The organism is Geomonas propionica, from assembly GCF_016458235.1.
GTDB classification, from domain to species: domain Bacteria; phylum Desulfobacterota; class Desulfuromonadia; order Geobacterales; family Geobacteraceae; genus Geomonas; species Geomonas propionica.
In genome coordinates this window covers 321,831-341,667 of the sequence record NZ_JAEMHK010000001.1, presented here as the reverse complement: position 1 = coordinate 341,667, position 19,837 = coordinate 321,831, and the positions used below count along the sequence as shown (strand labels likewise).

Sequence of the window (19,837 nt, the reverse complement as noted above, 5' to 3'; positions counted from 1 at the left end):
AATTACGATGACAATCCAAGCTCCATGAGATAAGCCTTTCGGAAACGCATGCTTCTATACGAGGCCCCTGAGTTCTCTCAGGGGCCTCGTCCTTTATACGCGGATCCGCCCCCCCTTTCTTCCGGCAGGCGGTCCCATCAACAGCCATAAATAGCTCTTCCGCTTTCGGCTAGGCTATCGCCAAGGTGTCGTTGACGAACACGGCTAGGGGCTCATCCCCGGCGTGATGCCGGCACGTGGCACGTCCCAGCACGCAGTACAGTGATCTCCGACCTCCACGGCGGACGCAGGCAGCATCATGTTCAGCTTCAACCCTGCCGCCATACAAAAGTTATTCACTGCGAGAGTCCTAAAAAAGACTTGACAGCTTAAACCGACCGGTCTATGTTATGACCATGCGACGGACACATAACAAAGACGAAATCGTTCAGGCAGGGCTCGACATCATCTCTACCAGAGGATTCAACGGTACTGGAGTAGAGGCTATCCTAAAGCAGGCAAACGTGCCTAAGGGGTCTTTCTACAACTTCTTCCCCAGCAAGGAGGAATTCGGGCTCGCAGTCATTGACCTCTTCCTTTCCGAGATGGCCGCGCTACGACGGCCGCTCATGGAAGACACCTCGCTGCCTCCCCTTGAGCGCATAAGGAAATCTTTCGAAGCCCTTATTGGCCGGTTTGAAAGTAATAACTGTTCAAAAGGGTGCCTGGTCGGCAACCTGGGATTGGAGATGTCCGATCAGAGTGAGGTGCTCAGGCAGCGTCTGGAGGATGCTCTCCAGCAGTGGATTCGTTCCCTTGCCGCCCTCTTCGAAGAAGCCCGTGAGGAAGGAACTCTCCACAGCAATGTCGAACCCTTGGTGCTCGCGGAGAATATCGTGGCTTCCTACGAAGGTGCTCTTTTGCGAGCAAAGGTAAAGAAGTCGATCGAACCGCTGAAGAACTTTATCCATCTCTATTTCGACATATTCTTGGCCTAGAGGGATAGCGGAGCTGTTGGCAGGCTTCTTCAGCGCCCTCAATTTTTATAACGCTTAATTACGTAGACCGGTCTAACCAAAACGAGACCTATGTTCTCTTGGAATGGCAGAAGCGTTGAGGGCAACTTACAGCGCTACCAGTTAAGCACTCGCCAGGGGAAACCTTGTTGAGGCGAAGAAAGGAAAGGCAGCCATGAATTTTGATCAACAGCCAGCAAGACAGCCAGTAGATACTGAAAAACGAGAGGAATTCGATAGGGACCCTAAAGGGTTTATCGAGAGGACGATTCTGGACTATGCCGCGACTAGCCCGTCCAATAAACTGGAACACTTCGGCGGGGCGCCCATCTTCGAGCCTCCCATAATCGGTTATGCGAACGGCGACGACCCTATCTTTGAAACGTATAAGGAGGTGGTACATAAGGACCACTTCATGCCTCGCGAGATCTTGGAAAGGTATCTAACAGAGGTACGCAAGGTTGACACTCCTGTGGTAGAGAGGGTCACTGTGGTTGCCTTTGCCCTACCGTACAATAGGGAAACGATGAGGGAGAATGCCCTGGAAAAGCATGGGCCGGCCCTGCGTTGGAACCATACCCGCTGGGAGGGACAAGATTTCAACCATGAACTCGTAAAACATGTCATCGCCTCGCTCGAAAGGGTTGGGGTAGAAGCGGTTGCTCCGGATCAGACGCCCTTTTTCCGTATAGTTCTTCCGCCCGACCCCCTTGCCTCTTACTGGTCCCATAGGCACATGGCTTATGCAACTGGTTTGGGAACCTTCAGCCTTAATGATGGGCTTATTACGCCAAAAGGTATCGGGGTGCGTTGCAGCAGTTTTGTGATCAACATGGACTTGGAACCTACTCCACGACCTTACGCACATCACCTGGCAAATTGCACATTTTACGCAAACGGCGAATGCGGAGCCTGCATCGCCCGATGTCCAGGTGACGCAATTACCAAAGAAGGGCACGATAAGGCGAAATGCCATCATGTCCTTTTTGTTCAGCAGAAACCCTGGCTGGACGGCGAACACGGGCCCGGTTACATCGGTGATTATGCAGGATGTGGCCTCTGTCATACCGGAGTCCCATGTGCTGCTGGCATACCGGGACGGCGGGCTCGGGCAGAAACTACATAGGTCATGGGCCGCGGATAAAGGCCTTCTCGGCTACGCCAAGGTTCTAGATCGGCTGGCGGACCTTACGTTGCAAGCCACTCAGATGGCGTAGAAGAGCCTTATGCAATTCTTTTATGAACATATAAACAGACCAGTCTAAGTAAATCATGGTTCTTTGGGTGGCAGGGCGATGAGGGGGAATTCAGTTCCGAATGGTACTCGGTAGTAACCATGGCAAGAAATCCAGAACTTGATGAGGTGAGGATATGTCAGCATCAGAGCACGGTAGAGCGGCAAACCAGGAGCTTTTCCAGGAAGTGAAGATTGGCGGAGTGCCGATCCCCAACAGGTTTGTGTATTCCGCGACCTGGGATGGATTTGCAGATGATGACGGATTTTGCACACCGAAAAATGTCGGCATGCTTGTGGGACGGGCACACGGGGGTGTCGGCTTGTTAATAACCGGTATGGCCAGTGTGACCTTGGACGGTAGGGCTGTTGCCTGGCAGTTGAGCGCCTCAGACGACGGGTTCATGCCTGGGCTTTCGAATATGGCACAGGCTGTACACGATGCGCACGGTAAGGTGTTTCTGCAGTTGGCGCATGCGGGCTGCTATGCCCGCACCGTCTTAACCGGCGCGGTGCCATCAGGCCCTTCCGAAAATGTGTCCGATCTCTTTCCTCGTTGCCGGGAAATGACCTTGACGGAAATTGACCGGATAATTGCTGCATTCAGTCAGGCTGCAGCAAGGGGAAAAAGAGCAGGCTTTGATGGGGTGCAACTTCATGCGGCACACGGATATCTCCTTTCCCAATTTCTGTCTCCTTTCTTCAACCAGCGGACTGACCAGTACGGCGGCAGCCTGGAGAACCGCGCTCGATTACTGCTCGAAGTCGTTCAGGCCGTGAGGAAGGAGGTTGGCAAAGACTATCCGGTCTTGGTGAAAATCAATTCCGAGGACTTCGTAGAGAATGGCCTCACGGCTGATGAGAGTCTGAAGGTATGTGCCATGCTGGAGAAGGCAGGTGTTGACGCTATCGAGATGAGTGGCGGTACTCCCCCCGGAAAGTATAGGAGCTTCAGAACGGGAGTTGCCAAGTCGCTGGAGAGTGAGTCCTACTACCGCAAAGCTGCGGCTCGTTACAAGCAACGGATCGGAATCCCTCTGTTGCTGGTGGGCGGGATCAGATCCTTGGAGGCGGCTGGAAGTATTATGCGTGATGGCATCGCCGACTTCATATCCCTGTGCCGTCCCCTCGTTTGCGAGCAGGACCTAATAGGGCGGTGGAAGGCCGGTTACACTAAACCTTCTCTCTGCATATCCTGCAATGGATGTATCAGGCCGGCCCGGGAGGGTAATGGATTGCAATGTGTTCTGTGACCCTGCCGGCCGGCATGGGCGGTTGAGTAATGGGGGCTTGGACGATGGCAAATCAACAGATCTAGTACAGTAGTTCTGCTTGATTAAAGGGGCCGCTGGAGGAGGGGTTTGGGAAGCCATCTTTTGACATTACAGCCGCAAATCACAAGAGGAGTGAGTATGTCGATTGGAACAATGTCTGGTCTCGAATTAATGAAGGCAATGATCGCGGAAGAAATTCCTCCTGCTTCGATGGCCACAACAATACCCATGAAAGGGATAACCGCAGAACGCGGAAAGGTAGTTTTTGAGGCCACAGCGGATGACCGTCACCTTAATCCACTGGGAGGGGTGCATGGTGGATTTGCGGCCACGGTACTGGACTCGGTTACAGGCTGCGCAGTTCACACTGTTCTTGAAGAAGGAGTGGGATACGGAACTGTTGACCTGACTGTCAAAATGCTAAAGCCTGTTCCTCGAAATACCCCCCTCATCGCTGAAGGGAAGGTCATTCACATTTCAAACTCTCTTGGAGTGTCGGAGGGAGCGCTCAGAGATAAGGACGGTACGCTTTACGCTCACGCCACAGCCACCTGCATGATATTTCGTCGCAAACAGACCGCAGCGCGATAACCAAAAGGAGAAACTACCATGGTAAGAATCGGAATTATCACCTGTGCCAACATGACCAACGATCTGGCTTGCAGCTCAGCAGGTTGCCTTGAGGACAGCTACGCCAACAAGGGGAAGTTTGCCCGCTACGCAGAGCGTGGAGGAGCCCAGATAGCGGGAATCATCAGCTGCTCCGGCTGCCCTACCCTAAGGGCGCCGGAGAAGATCCTGAAACGGGTCAGAACCCTTGCGGCGAGCGGAGTAGAGGCTATTCACTTTGCATATTGCCTTGAGCGCAATTGCCCGTTCAAAAACAAATACCGGAGTATTTTGCAATCCGAATTTCCGAGCATCGAGTTTATCAGCGGAACCCACGAGGTCTCCGACGAAAAGCAAGCTGCTGACCTTGATGCCTTTGTAAAAAACGCTCTCTGTCAACAGGGTACCTCGATGGCTGATCTGTTTGAACTTCGCATGAAGCAGTCATGAGCATTGCTGACCATGGAACAGGATGCTAACGAAGCAGCTTACAGGTTACTTGCCGAACGGTTGAAGGCGAATCTGGTTGAGACATCAATCAACGAGGAGCTGATGGAAATACTCCGCCATCTCTACACCGAGAGCGAGGCCATGGTGGGCAGCAAGTTTGCTATTGCACCTATGAAACTGGAGCAGATCGTCAGCAGTACAGGATTTGCAGAAGATGAGTTGAAAAGGACGCTTCAAAGCATGATCCACAAAGGTTTAGTACTGAACTTACCCTTGCCGGACGGTGCTATCTACATGCTCTCGCCAATGATAATGTTCAAGAAGGAGAAGGCCGGTAGTGTGGTGGCTTTTTGGAGTTTTCCTTTAGTTGGCTGAATAAACAGTATTAGGGGTAGTGTCGTTCCTGCGAATTGACGTCGAGGTCCAAGCCCCGTCGCTATCGCAGCATATAAACAAACGAAAGGAGAATAGTCATGTCTAGCCTGTCATCTACACTTGGTGTCAATGTGTTCACTGCGCCTGAGAAGGCCCTGGTGGGTGAGCGGCCGCGGCCATTCGGACCGCCGATGGCTTTTGATCCGATGACCTCGACGCTGATTTTCGGTGAGAACGACGCCGTCCTCGTCGACACGCTCGCCACCGTCGCAGAAGCAGAAGCTCTGGCGAACTGGGTTGCCCTGCATCACCGCAACCTAACCACGATCTACATCACCCACGGCCATATCGACCACTACGCCGGGCTTAGGGTGCTGCTGCAACGCTTCCCGGAGGCGCGGGCCATCGCCACACCCAAATCGGTAGAGCTGATGCGCGGGGATGTACCGATGATGCCGTTATTCCGGAAGTGGTGGCCCGGGCAACTGCCGGCCGCAATCACCTTGCCCGAGGCATACGACAGCGATGTCTTCACCCTCGAAGGACACGAACTGCGCATCATCGAGCAGGGCCGCACCGACGCCGTCGACAGCACATCGCTGCACGTGCCATCGATCGACCTCGTCGTCGGCGGCGACGTCCTCTACAACGAGTGCCACATGTACGTTGGCGACACCACGCCGGAGAGCCGCGAGAACTGGATCGCTGCGTTGGACCGCCTCGCGGCGCTGAATCCGAAGATCGCCGTCGCTGGCCATAAGAAGCCGGGCGCTCCCGACACACCGGCGGCCATCGAGAAGTCGAAGCGCTACCTCACCGATTTCGGCCGGCTCCAGAAGTCGGCAACCAGTGACCGCGAACTCTTCGATGCCATGACCGAACTGTACCCCGACTTTGTCAGCCACCAGGCGTGGCTGATGTTCGGCCTGCGGGCCCCATAAAACCGGCTCTTCGGACGATCGAAGAGATTTCACCATCAAGGAAGCACCAACCAAGAAAGGAGTATCTATCATGAAAGTCGTTGTCTTAGCAGCAACCGGGCAGGCAGGTCGTACCATCCTCAGCGAACTCATCAGCCGCGGGCACCAAGTCACAGCTGTTGCACGTACCCCCGATAAACTCCCCAACAGCATCAACCGTGTTGGCGATGACCTGAGCAGCGCGGACCGCATTGCTGAGATCATCGCTGGGGCGGATGCCGTGGTCAGCGCCTTTGGTCCACCGAAGGATGATCCCCGCTTTTTCTCCGACGTGACCTACACGGATCAGCTGGCAAGCGTTACGGAGCGGGAGATCACAGCCGTCCGCAAGGCCGGCGTTCCGCGCTTGATCATGGTGGGCGGGTGCGGCTCGCTCGAATTCTCACCCGGTGTGATTGTGCGCGACTCTGGACACTGGCCGGAGATGTTGATTCCGATAGCGACCTCGCATATGAAGGCGTTCGCTGCCTTGAGGTCGTCCGACATCAACTGGACCTATTTCAGTCCGCCCATGTTGATTGAGCCCGGTGTACGCACCGGCAAGTTCCGGTTGGGCGGCGACAGCCTTATCACCGATGAGCAGGGCAAGAGCTGGGTCTCTTTCGAGGACTACGCTGTCGCTCTGGTCGACGAGCTTGAAAAGCCGGCACACGAGCGGTCACGGTTTACCATCGGGTACTAGGCCACGAAGGCCTGAAAAAACGCTTTGGCCGTCTGGGCAAGCGGTCATAGCGTTGTCCGCCAGACAACGCTATGACCGCTCTTTGCCCCATTGGCCGAGTTCGAGTGGGATGTGATCCGTTATCGCGCCGCAGGCACTGGAACACAAAAAGCCACGCACGGGACTTTCACTGCTGTAGTTCTGCTCGAAACGATACGGAGGTGCATCATGTTGCTTGAGCAGTTGGTAGAAAAAGCCAAGGAAGTGCCGGAGTACGACTGGGAATCGTACTACGCTTGGCGTTTCAGCGAAGTTGCCGGACGCGAAGTGACCGACTACTCCTTCTGGCTCTGCAAAAGATGTCTGACCACAAACCTGCTATTGTTGCCGGTACGCTATGGGAAATGCCGCTGCTGCGATCTGATCCACCTCCCGAACTCATGAACGGGGCGGTGCGTCTACCTGAGGACAGAAGGGAGAGAACCATGAATCCAACAATTTTGATCACAGGAGCTGGTTCCGGGTTTGGTCTCGGTGCCTCCCTTGAACTGGCACGCCGCGGCTATGAGGTTATCGCGACGACCCAGATCGTTTCTCAAATCACCGCAGTAAAGGCGGCCGCCGCAGCGGCTGAGGTGACATTGCGGGTGGAGAAGCTCGATGTTTGCGATCATGCAGATCGGAAACGAGCCGAACAATGGGACGTTGATGTGCTGGTGAATAACGCCGGCATCGGCGAATCTGGCCCTATCGCAGAGATCCCGGTGGATCTGGTTCGGGCGAGTTTTGAGACAAACGTCTTCGGAGCCCTTGAACTTACCCAGGGATTGGTGAAAGGGATGCTCAAAAAGGGTGCGGGAAAGATTATCAATATCTCGTCAATCGCCGGAAGACTTACTTTTCCTTATTTTGGACCGTACTGCATGACAAAGCATGCGGTGGAGGTCTTTTCCGAGGCCCTGCGGGCTGAGCTGGAACATCATAATATCAAGGTGGTGGTCATAGAACCCGGACCATATGACACTGGCTTCAACGAACTGCTGGTAGCGTCAAAATACAGATGGTTCAATGACACATCGTTGTTTGCCTGTGACGCTGAGGTCATCAAAATGAAGGAAGCCAATGCCCTAAATAATCAATTTCATGTTGGCCCCGTGATTGCTGAGCACCGGGAGGGTTTGATCTCGGTGATTGTTGATGCGGTAGAAGATCCCCACCCTGAATACCGCTACTGTGGTCCTAAGGAATGGAACGAAAATGTTCGATTGATGCGCATTGAGGACGCCAACAACAGCGTTGGCATATACTAGATTGCCCGCTAGGGAGTTCTGGACGCGAGGCGGCACCCGCCAGCCTCCTTGCAATTTGTGAATTCTTTTCCCGTTCCGTGCAGTCTCGGTTGGATTGGTGTGGCACCGGACTTTTACAAAGACGAGGTAAAAAAAACTTGACGGTTTAGACGGACCGGTCTAAGTTACATCTTGTAAGAACGACACTAGGGGGATGGCTGAGAGTTTTGGGAGGACTTCTCAGCACTCCCAATTTTCGCAATAGGTATCAAGTAGACCGGTCCAAATTGCCACCGTGTGTGGGGCGCGAATACGGCCGGTGACCATCGCCAGCGGCTGCACAGAATCCAAGGAGTGAATCATGGCATACAGAACCCTCAATCCTTTCACCGAACAAATCATTCTGGAATTTGCAGACCATACTGATGGCGAGATCGAAGCTGCTCTCGCCAAAGCAGATGCCCTGTACCATTCGATCTGGTCCAAGGGCGACATAGCTCCACGGCTTGCCGTCCTTGATAGACTTTCCGCACTTCTGACCGAGAACCGCGAAAGGCTCGCCTGCACCATGGCTCTGGAAATGGGGAAGCCTGTGGCTCAGGGCCAGAAGGAAGTTGATCTCTGCGCATCGATTGCCCGTTTCTACGCTATGAACTCGGCTGTGCTTCTGCAGCCAGAACCTGTCGCAAATGATGTTGGAGAGGGTTGGATCGAGTTCCACCCGATCGGCGTCCTGCTCGCGGTGGAGGCATGGAACTTTCCGATCTATCAGCTCACCCGCGTCGTTGCACCGGCTATCGCAGTCGGCAACCCGGTTATGTTCAAGCACGCCGGAATCGTTCCGCAATGCGCGGCCATATTTGAAGACATCATTCGGCAGGCAGGCGCCCCGGATGGCGCAGTGACCAACCTCTACGCGTCCTCCTCCAAGATCTCAGAACTTCTGGCGGACGTCCGCATCCAGGGCGTTGCACTGACCGGATCTGAAGGCGCTGGCAGCAAAGTGGGCGCACGTGCCTCGGAAATGCTCAAGAAGTCCACGCTGGAGCTTGGTGGCAGCGACGTCTTCGTCGTGCTGGACGATGCCGGTATCGCCAAGGCGGTTAGCGCAGGCATCTCGACTCGTATCGCCAACGCCGGCCAAGTCTGCATTGGCGCCAAGCGCTTCATCGTCCAGCGCGCCGTTGCCGACACCTTCATCGAGGCATTCGTCGCAGGAATGAAGAGCGTGCCCATGGGTGATCCGATGGCACAAGAGACCTTGCTCGGGCCGTTGTCGTCCCAGGATGCACTGGTAGGCCTCAGCCACCAGGTCGATGAAGCTGTGAGGAACGGGGCACAGGTTTTGACCGGCGGCAAGCGCGCTGATCGGACCGGTTTCTTCTACGAACCGACTGTGCTGGCAGGTATCACAAAGGACAATCCTGCATACTACCAGGAGTTCTTTGGCCCAGTCGCATCGATCTTCGTCGTTGATGACGATGACGCCGTTGTGGAGTTGGCGAACGATTCGTTGTTCGGCTTGGGCGGTTCGATCTTTTCGACAGACATTAAACGTGCGCGCCTGCTGGCATCGCGGATTGAAACTGGAATGGTATTCATCAACACGCCCACCACCTCTCGTCCCGAGCTGCCTTTTGGCGGCATCAAGCGTTCTGGCCATGGCCGCGAACTTGGAGACGCTGGACTTAAAGAGTTCGTGAACCGTAAGCTGGTGGTCGTCGGTAAGGATTGAGCTGCTGGCCTATCGACTGTCGACTGCTTTCAGCGTGCTATCGGTGAAAAGCACGTTTTCTCTCTACTAAGGATATTAATTATGGATAAGCGCCTCCTCGTACTGGCCTGCGGCATGTTCGCGATTGGTACAGATAGCTTTGTTGTCTCCGGCGTTTTGCGCCAAGTTTCTGTTTCACTCGGCGTATCAATCGTACTGGCAGGCCAAATGGTCACTCTCTTCGCATTGAGCTACGCGCTGCTGTCGCCGATCATCGCAGCAGTTGCCGCGCATTGGCCCCGTAAGCGGCTGCTGCTGGCTGGTCTTGCGGTCTTAGTGCTCGGCGACATCATCACTGCCGTTGCGCCGAGCATCGAGCTGGTCTTGGCGAGCCGGTTGCTGTCTGGCTTAGCCGCAGCCATGTTCAGCCCGACGGCGACTGCCACCGGTGCTTCGCTGGTGGAGCCCGAGCAGCGTGGTCAAGCACTCTCCATTGTCGTCGCCGGACTGTCCAGCGGGACGGCGTTCGGCGCACCGCTTGGTGTCTTTATCGGAGGTCTGCTGGATTGGCGCGCAACGATGTGGTTCGTAGCCGCCCTCGGCACATTGGCCTGGATGGGTGTGGCCCTATTCCTTTCGGATATCCCAACGCCGCCAGTGGTTAATTTTTCACGCCGGCTTGCTCCGCTCCGCGATTCACGCGTGATGCTAACGCTATCGACGATCGGCGTCGTCTTTACCGGTCTCTTCATAGTAAATACTTACATTGACCCGAGCCTTGACCGAGTCACTCGTGGCGAGCCAGGCATCTTGGCTGGGCTGCTTCTGCTTCGAGGCGTGGCGGCAACGGCGGGCAGTCTTACTGCCGGCCGCTTGGCCGACCGTTTCGGTAACCGCCGCCTTATCAATATGGCCATAGTTGTCCTCGTACTGGACTTTGCATTGCTGCCGTGGACATCGGCTTCGCTCGTGACCACAGTGCTGGCTCTTGTCATTTGGGGGCTGTTTGGTTGGGGCTTTCTCGTGCCGCAGCAGCTCCGCCTGATCGGCATCACCCCTTCTGCAGCACCGCTGCTGCTGGGGCTGAACTCGACTGCTATCTACCTTGCAGTGTCCGTATCGGGTCTATTAGGCGGAGCGGCCATCACTTATTTCGATCGCCATGCACTCGGCCTCGTCGGCGCGGTCTTCATCGTAGCAGGACTTGTCTTCGCCGAATGGGCGCAGCACCGCATTGCACGCCCCCACCACCAGACCGCCAACGCCACAACTGTTTACTCCGGCGTATCTTGATAACGACATAGGACCCAACCCGCTACAGCGGAGCGCAACCAAAGCAGGAACGGAGATTCATCATGAGACACATTGAGGGGACCAACCGGAACACAGCGAAGAAGGGCGTAATGGCAGCCGCAGCACTTTTTGTCGCACTTGCGGCACTCCCGGCTCTAGCTGAAACTCCCCAGGAGATGGTTGTCAACCGTCTTTCCAGTGAGACCTCGGAAACAGTCCAGTCAGGGAAAACGACGTCGCAGACTTCAAGGGGAACGCAGCACGGCACCTGCCAAGAGAAGGTAATCAGTCGGATCGCCAGTCAAATCACTCACGTAGCGGGCAGCAATAGCCTCGAGACGGAGGAGGCGCTCCGGTCAGGAGGAGGGGGTGAGGTAAGCCAGTATATCAAGCAGAAGCAAAGGGATATCCAGGCCCACCTTCATGGCAGTTGAGGCGGCCTGCAATGCTTAGACGCGGTCAGTTGAGCCGGCTGCGGACCCGTTGTGCGCTGAAACTGAAGAAATCGGAGTCTGGGCCGGGCAGTGTGTCGATTATCTAACTCATCGGTTATTGGCACTCGCAGAAACATTAGCCGATGGATCCGAGCCCTCGCTGTGGGTGGTGGGGAACTGATCCCGCCACCACAACTTCAGTGCATCGAAATGAACATTGAAAGATATGACACTCGGAGGTGAAGCCCCCCTTGTGCATTACCTGGGCTCCATGCCTACCTCCCTGAAAAGGGAGTTATTTTATGGGGCAGGCAAAAAACGCTTGCAACTTTAGACTGATCAGTCTACTTTCTGGCCATGAAACGCGTACATGACAAAGATGACATAGTGCGGGCCGGACTCGACATCATAATTACCAAGGGATTCAACGGTACCGGCATCGACGCAATCCTTAAGCAGGCAAATGTGCCGAAGGGGTCTTTCTACAACTTTTTCTCCTGCAAAGAGGAGTTTGGCCTTGCCGTCATAGACCTCTTCCTTGCCGACATGCTCGTGCTGCTCGAGCCAGCCATGGAGGACGTCTCGCTGCCTCCTCTGATGCGGATCAGGAAATCGTTAGAAGTCCTCATCACCCGGTTTGAAGACAATAACTGCAATAAGGGGTGCCTGATCGCTAATCTGGCTCTTGAAATGTCCGATCAGTGTGAGGCGTTCAGGCAGCGTCTTGAGTATGCTCTGCAGGGGTGGATCGATTCCCTTGCCGCGCTCCTCAAAGAAGCCCGAGAGGATGGGGCGATCCCTATCGATGTCGAACCCGCGGTTCTCGCTGAGAGTATAGTCACGTCCTTCGAAGGCGCACTGCTGCGAGCGAAGGTGATGAAGTCGGTCGAACCGCTGAAGAACTTTGTCAATCTCTATTTCGACGTGTTTTTAGCGTAGAGGGCACCAGAGGGGCCTTTCAGAAGTTTTGCTAAAGTCCCCTCAATTTTTGGGCTTATTATCAAGTAGACTAGTCTATGTGACCTGCAGAGCTGTTGCAGCCGTAAGATAACTCTGGAGAATGGAAAGGAGAAACGCAATATGATCAAGCTCAGCGTGCTGTACCCTGCTAGCAAAGGGAGCAAATTCGACATGGACTATTACTGCAACAGACACATTCCAATGATTCGGGAGAAGTTGGGAGTGGCGTGCAAGGGTGTCGAAGTGGAACAGGGGGTATGTGGCCGGGACCCGGGTTCTCCTGCTCCATTCGCTGCTCTGGCGCACTTGTTGTTCGATTCGTTGGAGGCGTTCCAGGCCGCATTTGCCCCCCATGCGGAAACATTTAGGCAGGACCTTCTCAACTACACGGACATCCAGCCGGTAGTTCAGATCAGCAGCGTAAAAATATAGCCGCATGGCTCATCAAGTAGACTTGTCTATTCATAAACATCACGTGAGAAACAACAAAAAGATCGGAGGAACGGCAATGGGGAAAGTGTTTGAAAAGACCAATATTAATGGAATGTCTCTCGGGAACAGATTCATCTATTCGGCCACATGGGATGGCTGTGCCGATGACAATGGATTCTGTACTCAAAGAAACATCGACATGACTGTCGAAAGAGTAAGTGGTGGCGTGGGGTTGATAATCACCGGCATGGCTTATGTGAAACCGGAAGGTAAAGCTGCACCGTGGCAATTAGCTGCATGCGGTGATGAATTCACTGACGGCCTGGCTAAAATGGCTGGAGCGATTCACGATGCTGGGGGTAAGGTTGTCCTCCAATTGGCCCATGCAGGGTGCTATGCCCCTTCAGCCATAACCGGGCATGAACCATTGGGACCATCTGCGAACGACACCGACAACTTCCCTAAATGCCGAGAAATGACCTTGCAGGAAATCGACGAGGTCGTCGATGCCTTTGGAAAGGCCGCAGGGCGGGCCCAAAAAGCCGGTTTTGATGGCGTGCAACTGCATGGAGCCCATGGCTATTTGCTGACCCAGTTCCTCTCTCCATTTTTCAACAAACGTACAGACAACTACGGCGGCAGTATTGAAAATCGTGCAAGGGTACTGGTTCGGGCAATACAAGCAGTAAGGAACGAAGTCGGTGAGAAGTTTCCTGTCCTTGTGAAGATCAATTCCGAGGATTTCGTCGAAGGTGGTTTTACTCAGGATGAAATGCTTCAGGTATGTTCAATGCTGGAAGACGCAGGTGTGGATGCGATAGAGATGAGTGGCGGGACAGTTTATGCTTCAGGGGCTTTCTCATGTTGCAGGGTTGGTGCCTTGGATACGCCTGAAAAAGAGGTCTATTACAAGGATGCCGCAACTCGTTATAAAGAAAAAATCAGCGTACCATTGGTGTTAGTGGGCGGCAATCGCTCTCTTGAAGCATCCGAAAAGGTCGTAAGCGTCGGCTTGACGGATTATGTTTCCTTTTGCCGTCCGTTGATCCGCGAATCCGATCTGATTAAGCGTTGGAAAGAGGGGGATACTGCACCAGCAGCCTGTATTTATTGTAATGGATGTTTCGCACCAGGATTAAAAGGACAAGGCGTGCAGTGCATTGCCCGAAAGGGCAACGCAGCTAAATGATTTGTGAGGGCGACGCAGAACAATAAACATACACCAATAAATGGAGGAAGTAGTCATGGGACATGGCGCAAATGCTAAGGAAGCGGTTTACACCTTACTTGCCGAGAGGTTGAAGAACGCACCGGTGGGGACACCTATCAACGATGAACTGATGGACATACTCCACCACCTCTATACCGAGAGTGAGGCTATGGTGGGTGGCAAATTTCCCATGGCACCTATGAAACTGGAACAGATCGTCAGCAGTACGGGAATTGGACAAGATGAGTTGGAAAAAACCCTCCAAAGCATGATCCACAAGGGCTTGGTATTGAACATACCTACCCCGGATGGAACGGTCTACATGCTCTCTCCCATGATGATCGGCTTTTTTGAGTTTACTTTTAATCGGGTGAAGAAACCTGATTACGTGGAACTTAAACAACTGGCAGAACAATTTGACAAATATCTCAACAACCCCGAGGTCAGAAACGCGTTGTTCGGGGGCGATACGACACAATTCCGGACACTCGTGTACGAAAACGTGATTCCCCATGCAGTGCAAACGCAGGTCATGACCTACGAGAAAGCTTCGGAAGTTATCCGCCAGGCCGGCTACGGGGCAATCGCCCTTTGCACCTGTCGGCATAAAGCCAGTCACCTGGGAAAAGAATGTGAGATTAACGCTCCGATGGATGTCTGTACCACCTTAGGTAACGTTGCACGCATGTCTGTGGCAAAGGGGTGGGCGAGGGAAGCCACGGTGGATGAATTGCTGGAGGTGCTTGACCGGACACATAAGCTGGGACTGGTGCACCTCTGCGACAACGTCCTCAACGAACCGGCCTTCATTTGCCATTGTTGCAGTTGCTGCTGCGAAGTTTTAGGATCAATAAAAGAATACGGCATCTCTGCTGCGCACCCCAGCAATTTCCTCCCGGCTTTGGACGCGGGTAGCTGCGACAAGTGTGGTATCTGTGCGAAAAAATGCCCGATTGACGCCATCAAAATGGCCAATGTCGGAGACGGAGTCAAAATGCCGGAAGTCAATAATGAGATCTGTATCGGCTGCGGAGTTTGCGCTTCCGCCTGCCCGAAAGGATCGCTGACCATGACGCAACGGACAGCTTTCTACGTTCCGCCGGAAAATAAAATGGAACAACTTAAGCGGATTGCGGGTGAAAAAGGGAAGGCAGTAGTAACCAGCGGGAAGTGAAGCCGGGGGGCGTCCCCGGCACCAGGGCAGCAACCAACAAACGAAAGGAGAACAGTCATGTCTAGCCTGCCATCTACACTGGGTGTTAACGTCTTCACCGCACCGGAGAAGGCCCTGGTGGGTGAGCGTCCTCGGCCGCTCGGGCCGCCGATGGCGTTTGATCCGATGACCTCGACTCTAATCTTCGGTGAGAACGACGCCGTCCTCGTCGACACGCTCGCCACCGTCGCAGAAGCAGAAGCTCTGGCGAACTGGGTTGCCCTGCATCACCGCAACCTAACCACGATCTACATCACCCACGGCCATATCGACCATTATTCGGGGCTCAGCGTGCTGCTGCAGCGCTTCCCCCAGGCGCGTGCCATCGCCACACCCAAGTCGGTAGAGCTCATGCGCGGGGATGTACCGATGATGCCGTTATTCCGGAAGTGGTGGCCCGGGCAACTGCCGGCCGCAATCACCTTGCCCGAGGCATACGACAGCGATGTCTTCACCCTCGAAGGACACGAACTGCGCATCATCGAGCAGGGCCGCACCGACGCCGTCGACAGCACATCGCTGCACGTGCCATCGATCGACCTCGTCGTCGGCGGCGACGTCCTCTACAACGAGTGCCACATGTACGTTGGCGACACCACGCCGGAGAGCCGCGAGAACTGGATCGCTGCGTTGGACCGCCTCGCGGCGCTGAATCCGAAGATCGCCGTCGCTGGCCATAAGAAGCCGGGCGCTCCCGACACACCGGCGGCCATCGAGAAGTCGAAGCGCTACCTCACCGATTTCGGCCGGCTCCAGAAGTCGGCATCCAGTGACCGTGAGCTCTTCGATGCCATGACTGAGTTGTACCCCGACTTTGTCAGTCACCAGGCGTGGCTGATGTTTGGCCTTCAGGCCCCATAAAATCGGCTCGTTAAACGATCGAAGAACTGTCAACCATCAAAGAAGCACCAACCATGAAAGGAGTATCTATTATGAAAGTCGTTGTCTTAGCAGCAACCGGGCAGGCTGGCCGTACCATCCTTAGCGAACTAATCAGCCGAGGTCACCAAGTCACAGCAGTTGCGCGTACCCCCGACAAACTTCCCAAGAGCATCAACCGTGTTGGCGATGACCTGAGCAGCGTCGAAAGGATCGCGGAGATCATCGCTGGGGCTGATGCCGTGGTCAGCGCCTTCGGTCCACCGAAGGATGATCCCCGCTTTTTCTCCGACGTGAACTACACTGATCAACTGGCAACCGTTACAGAGCGAGAGATCGCTGCGGTTCGCAAGGCCGGCGTTCCGCGTTTGATCATGGTGGGCGGGTGCGGCTCGCTCGAATTCTCACCCGGCGTGCTGGTGCGCGACTCCGGCCACTGGCCGGAAAACCTGGTTCCAATTGCAACGTCGCATATGAAGGCTTTCGCTGCCTTGCGGGCGTCCGACATCAACTGGACCTATTTCAGCCCGCCGATGCTGATCGCGCCCGGTGTACGCACCGGCGAGTTCCGGTTGGGCGGCGACAGCCTTATCATCGATGAGCAGGGCAAGAGCTGGGTCTCTTTTGAGGACTACGCAGTCGCTTTAGTCGATGAGCTTGAAGAGCCTGCTCACGAGCGGTCACGCTTTACCATCGGCTATTAGGAACAGGGTGGTAGTGCCAGCGAGACCATGGGGCAGGTCAGCATCTATCTGCAACCTGCCCCTCTCCATCTGGAAAGGGATCTTTCACGACGGCTGAGGCCCCGAACTGAGCCAGGATGCGATTTCGTTTGCCAGCGCTGCGGTCTAGCGGAAGCGTTTTTTAGAAGAATTACCTGAGACACCTGCACGAAGGCCATCTCGCTACGGCATCGTCGATGACAGGGGTGCCTCCCCTGTCACAGGCCATTAGGCCCGGTGATTGAGCCGGACACTTTCAATCGCCTAACGTTCTTCGAGACAGGAGATAAGCCATGACTTCGGAAACAGCAGCTTTGACGCTTGAGAATGTTTTGTATGAAAAGGAAGGCGCCATCGCCTATGTCACCGTTAACCGCCCGAAGGTACTCAACGCTCTGAATAAGGCGACATTGATGAACTTACGAACAGCTTTCGAGGAAGGGCGAGATGATCCGGCTGTGCGCGGCGTGATTCTGACTGGAGCGGGTGACAAAGCGTTCATTGCTGGAGCAGACATCAGCGAACTCGCAAGTGCCACGGCAGTTGAAGCGGAAACGTTCAGCCGTAATGGTCAGGCGGTCTTCGATCTCATCGAGAACCTTGGTAAACCGGTAATCGCGGCCGTCAATGGCTTTGCACTCGGCGGCGGCTGCGAAACAGCCATGGCTTGCACTATCAGAGTTGCCTCGGAGGACGCCAAGTTCGGCCAGCCTGAAGTAAAATTGGGACTGGTTCCGGGCGGCGGTGCAACGCAACGCATGCCGCGACTTGTCGGGAAAGGCCGGGCGTTGCAACTCATTCTCACCGGAGAAGTAATCAACGCACTGGAGGCCTACCGCATCGGGCTCGTGAACGAAGTCGTTCCAGCCGCTGATCTGATCACACGGTCCGAAGCAATCCTGGAGCAGATCTTTTCCAACGCCCCGGTCGCGGTCAGGTTATCGCTTGAGGCGGTGAATAGAGGATTGGAAACCAGCCAAGCCGTGGGCTTGTCGCTGGAGGCTTCTTTATTCGGGCTTTGCGCCGGAACGGAAGACAAAAAGGAGGGCACCCGGGCTTTCCTTGAAAAACGAACGCCACGGTTCGTGGGGCAGTAAAGGCAAAGCACAGCAACGGCCCCGAAGGAAAAGGGCGACTGAAACAGTTAATGCCGGATAAGGAGGCCGCCATGGGGCTGATTGAAAACCACAGCCAGCCTTCTTATGTCAATGCCCCGCCATGAAAGGGATGGGCTGGTCAGGCACTTAGCTTTGACCGCCCCATCCCCTCTCCACATGATTTTCGCCTGCACGCGGATTTTTGCTAACATGAGTCAATAAAAAATCACAACGAGGTCTCTCTTGCCATCAAGCCATATTGACCGCGAGAAATTGACGATCAGATACATGATCACATTGTATTGCCGTGCCAACGGGCACAGGGCATCGAGGTTGTGTTCCGGGTGCAGCGATATCCTGAACTACGCATATGCAAAGATAGGTGCTTGTTCTTATCTGCCCGGGAAGAAGCCGGCTTGTGGTCTTTGTCGGTCAAACTGCTTCGATGTAAACAAGCGCGGGCAGCTTGCACAGATAATGCGGAAGACGGGTTTACGAATGTTGATGCACCATCCACTTCTGACAATCGCTCACCTTGGTGATGCTATCCGAAAAAGAAAAAAGAGGGGCATGCTGTGAGTTTGTGTAATGCGGTGCAATGGTGGGTTAACCGCAACCCTTTTGCATTTCTGACTCTCACTCTGCGCGGTGAGCTACAGGAAATCAGGGAGTCATTCTCTGGCATCCCGACAACTTCCGGTGGGTCCATATAGACTGGAACCGACAGGTGCAGGCGTAAGCTCTACTTTCGCACTGAAGCAGGGCCAGAATAATAGAAATGGCATCACGGGTCCAATCACAACATTCCCGTGACAGTTAGGATTCAAGCACAACACTGGACCCTGTATTTACAGTTAAGTAAAGGAAGCGATAATCCTGTGTGACTTCAAGGAGAGTGCGTAATGGGTATAGCTCCGGCGTATCGTGGCAAGCAATTGTCGAAAGGACCTGGACGTTGAACTCGAAAACTTGAGCATCTATATCCTACGCCCCATTGACGACCAGCAAGTCCTGCTCCGGCCCACTTTTCCCCCCCACCATAAAGTCAACTGTAAAACCAAAGGAAATCCAGAAAAAAACGATTGACATGTATGCAAGAGAAGACTAACGAAGGTGCATCATTCAACGCTGCTAGCGCCAACAGCACAATCACTCAAAAGAGGAGGTAAGATAAATCAAGGATTTCAGGGCTGATCCGTAAACAACCTTTTCCCATTGTCGCTTTTATCTTTGGAATAGGCGCCCCTAACTAGGAATGGCAACGTCTTGGACCTTGCCTCCATCGTGGTTCCTTTAAGTTCATTTGTATTGCGTGTGGCTGTGCCTTCATGGTACTTTCTTGCGTCGCAGGCTATCACCCTTTTGCTAGCCTAGGGAGGTGCCTTTTCGAATTACGGCTGGTAACCATCCGTAATCACGAGATTTGACATTAACAAATCCAACTTTGACACTTATTTTTACAATTTTGACAGTAACTTTTACCATTTAGCAGAAAAGGAGAACCCCCCATGGCAAGTCTCAACAAGGTGATGCTCATAGGCAACCTGGGCAAAGACCCCGAGGTGCGCTACACCGCCGGCGGTACCGCCGTAGCTTCCTTCTCCCTGGCCACCACCGACCGTATCAAGGGCAAGGACGGCAACTGGGAAGACAAGACCGAGTGGCACAACATCACCCTCTGGGCGCGTCTTGCCGAAATCGCCGGCGAGTACCTCTCCAAGGGGAAGACCGTATATATCGAAGGTCGTCTGCAGACCCGCAAGTGGACCGACAAGGAAGGCAAAGACCGCTACACCACCGAGATCGTCGGCGAGAAGATGCAGATGCTTTCCGCCAAGGGCGAGGGCGGCGGCCAGCGCCAGGGCGGCGGCAAGCCCCAGCAGGACTACAACCAGGGCGGCGGCTACGAAGAGCCGACCTTCAACCCGGACGACGAGATCCCCTTCTAATCGGAACCTACATGCTGTAAATGAAAAGCCGCAAACCCTCTGGGTTTGCGGCTTTTTTTGTCCCGGC

General features: G+C 54.4%; 22 protein-coding genes. All 22 read left to right on the top strand.

Annotated elements, in window-relative coordinates; translation table 11 throughout:
• The first annotated feature begins 389 nt into the window (after positions 1–389).
• The 22 genes from JFN90_RS01530 (at position 390) to JFN90_RS01425 (ending at position 19,770) form a co-directional block, all read left to right on the top strand.
• Complete coding sequence (locus tag JFN90_RS01530) at positions 390–977, top strand: TetR/AcrR family transcriptional regulator (protein ID WP_236018792.1); 588 nt, start codon at positions 390–392, stop codon at positions 975–977.
• A 193-nt stretch (positions 978–1,170) separates the two neighbouring features.
• Positions 1,171–2,121, top strand: coding sequence for an epoxyqueuosine reductase (locus tag JFN90_RS01525; protein ID WP_199393337.1), 951 nt, complete (start codon positions 1,171–1,173; stop codon positions 2,119–2,121).
• Between the two features lie 245 nt (positions 2,122–2,366).
• A complete protein-coding gene (locus JFN90_RS01520; protein WP_199393336.1) occupies positions 2,367–3,482 on the top strand; it encodes an NADH:flavin oxidoreductase in 1,116 nt (371 codons plus the stop codon).
• 159 nt (positions 3,483–3,641) lie between these two features.
• Positions 3,642–4,094 (top strand): PaaI family thioesterase, encoded by a 453-nt coding sequence (locus JFN90_RS01515; RefSeq protein WP_199393335.1) that lies wholly within the window; start codon positions 3,642–3,644, stop codon positions 4,092–4,094.
• Positions 4,095–4,112: 18 nt separating this feature from the next.
• Positions 4,113–4,562 (top strand): CGGC domain-containing protein, encoded by a 450-nt coding sequence (locus JFN90_RS01510; protein ID WP_199393334.1) that lies wholly within the window; start codon positions 4,113–4,115, stop codon positions 4,560–4,562.
• A 12-nt stretch (positions 4,563–4,574) separates the two neighbouring features.
• The gene (locus JFN90_RS01505) at positions 4,575–4,937 is read left to right on the top strand and encodes a hypothetical protein (protein WP_199393333.1); all 363 of its coding nucleotides are present in this window, start codon (positions 4,575–4,577) and stop codon (positions 4,935–4,937) included.
• Positions 4,938–5,035: 98 nt separating this feature from the next.
• Positions 5,036–5,878 carry an MBL fold metallo-hydrolase gene (locus JFN90_RS01500; RefSeq protein WP_199393332.1) on the top strand — a complete coding sequence of 281 codons (843 nt, stop codon included), beginning with the start codon at positions 5,036–5,038 and terminating at the stop codon, positions 5,876–5,878.
• Between the two features lie 70 nt (positions 5,879–5,948).
• Positions 5,949–6,599, top strand: a complete 651-nt coding sequence (locus tag JFN90_RS01495; RefSeq protein WP_199393331.1) for an NAD(P)-dependent oxidoreductase — start codon at positions 5,949–5,951, stop codon at positions 6,597–6,599.
• Between the two features lie 207 nt (positions 6,600–6,806).
• Positions 6,807–7,022 carry a hypothetical protein gene (locus JFN90_RS01490; RefSeq protein ID WP_199393330.1) on the top strand — a complete coding sequence of 72 codons (216 nt, stop codon included), beginning with the start codon at positions 6,807–6,809 and terminating at the stop codon, positions 7,020–7,022.
• Positions 7,023–7,063: 41 nt separating this feature from the next.
• Positions 7,064–7,888, top strand: a complete 825-nt coding sequence (locus JFN90_RS01485) for an SDR family oxidoreductase (RefSeq protein WP_199393329.1) — start codon at positions 7,064–7,066, stop codon at positions 7,886–7,888.
• A 340-nt stretch (positions 7,889–8,228) separates the two neighbouring features.
• Positions 8,229–9,602: an NAD-dependent succinate-semialdehyde dehydrogenase gene (locus JFN90_RS01480; protein ID WP_199393328.1), complete on the top strand. Its 1,374-nt coding sequence runs from the start codon at positions 8,229–8,231 to the stop codon at positions 9,600–9,602.
• Positions 9,603–9,683: 81 nt separating this feature from the next.
• Complete coding sequence (locus JFN90_RS01475; protein ID WP_199393327.1) at positions 9,684–10,874, top strand: MFS transporter; 1,191 nt, start codon at positions 9,684–9,686, stop codon at positions 10,872–10,874.
• Between the two features lie 62 nt (positions 10,875–10,936).
• Positions 10,937–11,308 carry a hypothetical protein gene (locus tag JFN90_RS01470; protein ID WP_199393326.1) on the top strand — a complete coding sequence of 124 codons (372 nt, stop codon included), beginning with the start codon at positions 10,937–10,939 and terminating at the stop codon, positions 11,306–11,308.
• Positions 11,309–11,695: 387 nt separating this feature from the next.
• Positions 11,696–12,247, top strand: coding sequence for a TetR/AcrR family transcriptional regulator (locus JFN90_RS01465; protein ID WP_328755209.1), 552 nt, complete (start codon positions 11,696–11,698; stop codon positions 12,245–12,247).
• Between the two features lie 141 nt (positions 12,248–12,388).
• Positions 12,389–12,700, top strand: a complete 312-nt coding sequence (locus JFN90_RS01460) for an EthD family reductase (protein WP_199393324.1) — start codon at positions 12,389–12,391, stop codon at positions 12,698–12,700.
• Positions 12,701–12,776: 76 nt separating this feature from the next.
• Positions 12,777–13,889 (top strand): NADH:flavin oxidoreductase, encoded by a 1,113-nt coding sequence (locus JFN90_RS01455; RefSeq protein ID WP_199393323.1) that lies wholly within the window; start codon positions 12,777–12,779, stop codon positions 13,887–13,889.
• A 55-nt stretch (positions 13,890–13,944) separates the two neighbouring features.
• Entirely contained in the window at positions 13,945–15,084 is a 1,140-nt protein-coding gene (locus tag JFN90_RS01450) for a 4Fe-4S binding protein (protein ID WP_199393322.1), read from the top strand.
• A 57-nt stretch (positions 15,085–15,141) separates the two neighbouring features.
• The gene (locus JFN90_RS01445) at positions 15,142–15,984 is read left to right on the top strand and encodes an MBL fold metallo-hydrolase (RefSeq protein ID WP_199393321.1); all 843 of its coding nucleotides are present in this window, start codon (positions 15,142–15,144) and stop codon (positions 15,982–15,984) included.
• Positions 15,985–16,055: 71 nt separating this feature from the next.
• Complete coding sequence (locus JFN90_RS01440) at positions 16,056–16,706, top strand: NAD(P)-dependent oxidoreductase (protein WP_199393320.1); 651 nt, start codon at positions 16,056–16,058, stop codon at positions 16,704–16,706.
• A gap of 311 nt (positions 16,707–17,017) precedes the next feature.
• A complete protein-coding gene (locus JFN90_RS01435) occupies positions 17,018–17,821 on the top strand; it encodes an enoyl-CoA hydratase-related protein (protein ID WP_199393319.1) in 804 nt (267 codons plus the stop codon).
• A gap of 243 nt (positions 17,822–18,064) precedes the next feature.
• The gene (locus tag JFN90_RS22570; RefSeq protein ID WP_199393318.1) at positions 18,065–18,400 is read left to right on the top strand and encodes a nitrous oxide-stimulated promoter family protein; all 336 of its coding nucleotides are present in this window, start codon (positions 18,065–18,067) and stop codon (positions 18,398–18,400) included.
• Between the two features lie 929 nt (positions 18,401–19,329).
• Positions 19,330–19,770, top strand: a complete 441-nt coding sequence (locus JFN90_RS01425; RefSeq protein WP_199393317.1) for a single-stranded DNA-binding protein — start codon at positions 19,330–19,332, stop codon at positions 19,768–19,770.
• Positions 19,771–19,837 lie beyond the last annotated feature (67 nt).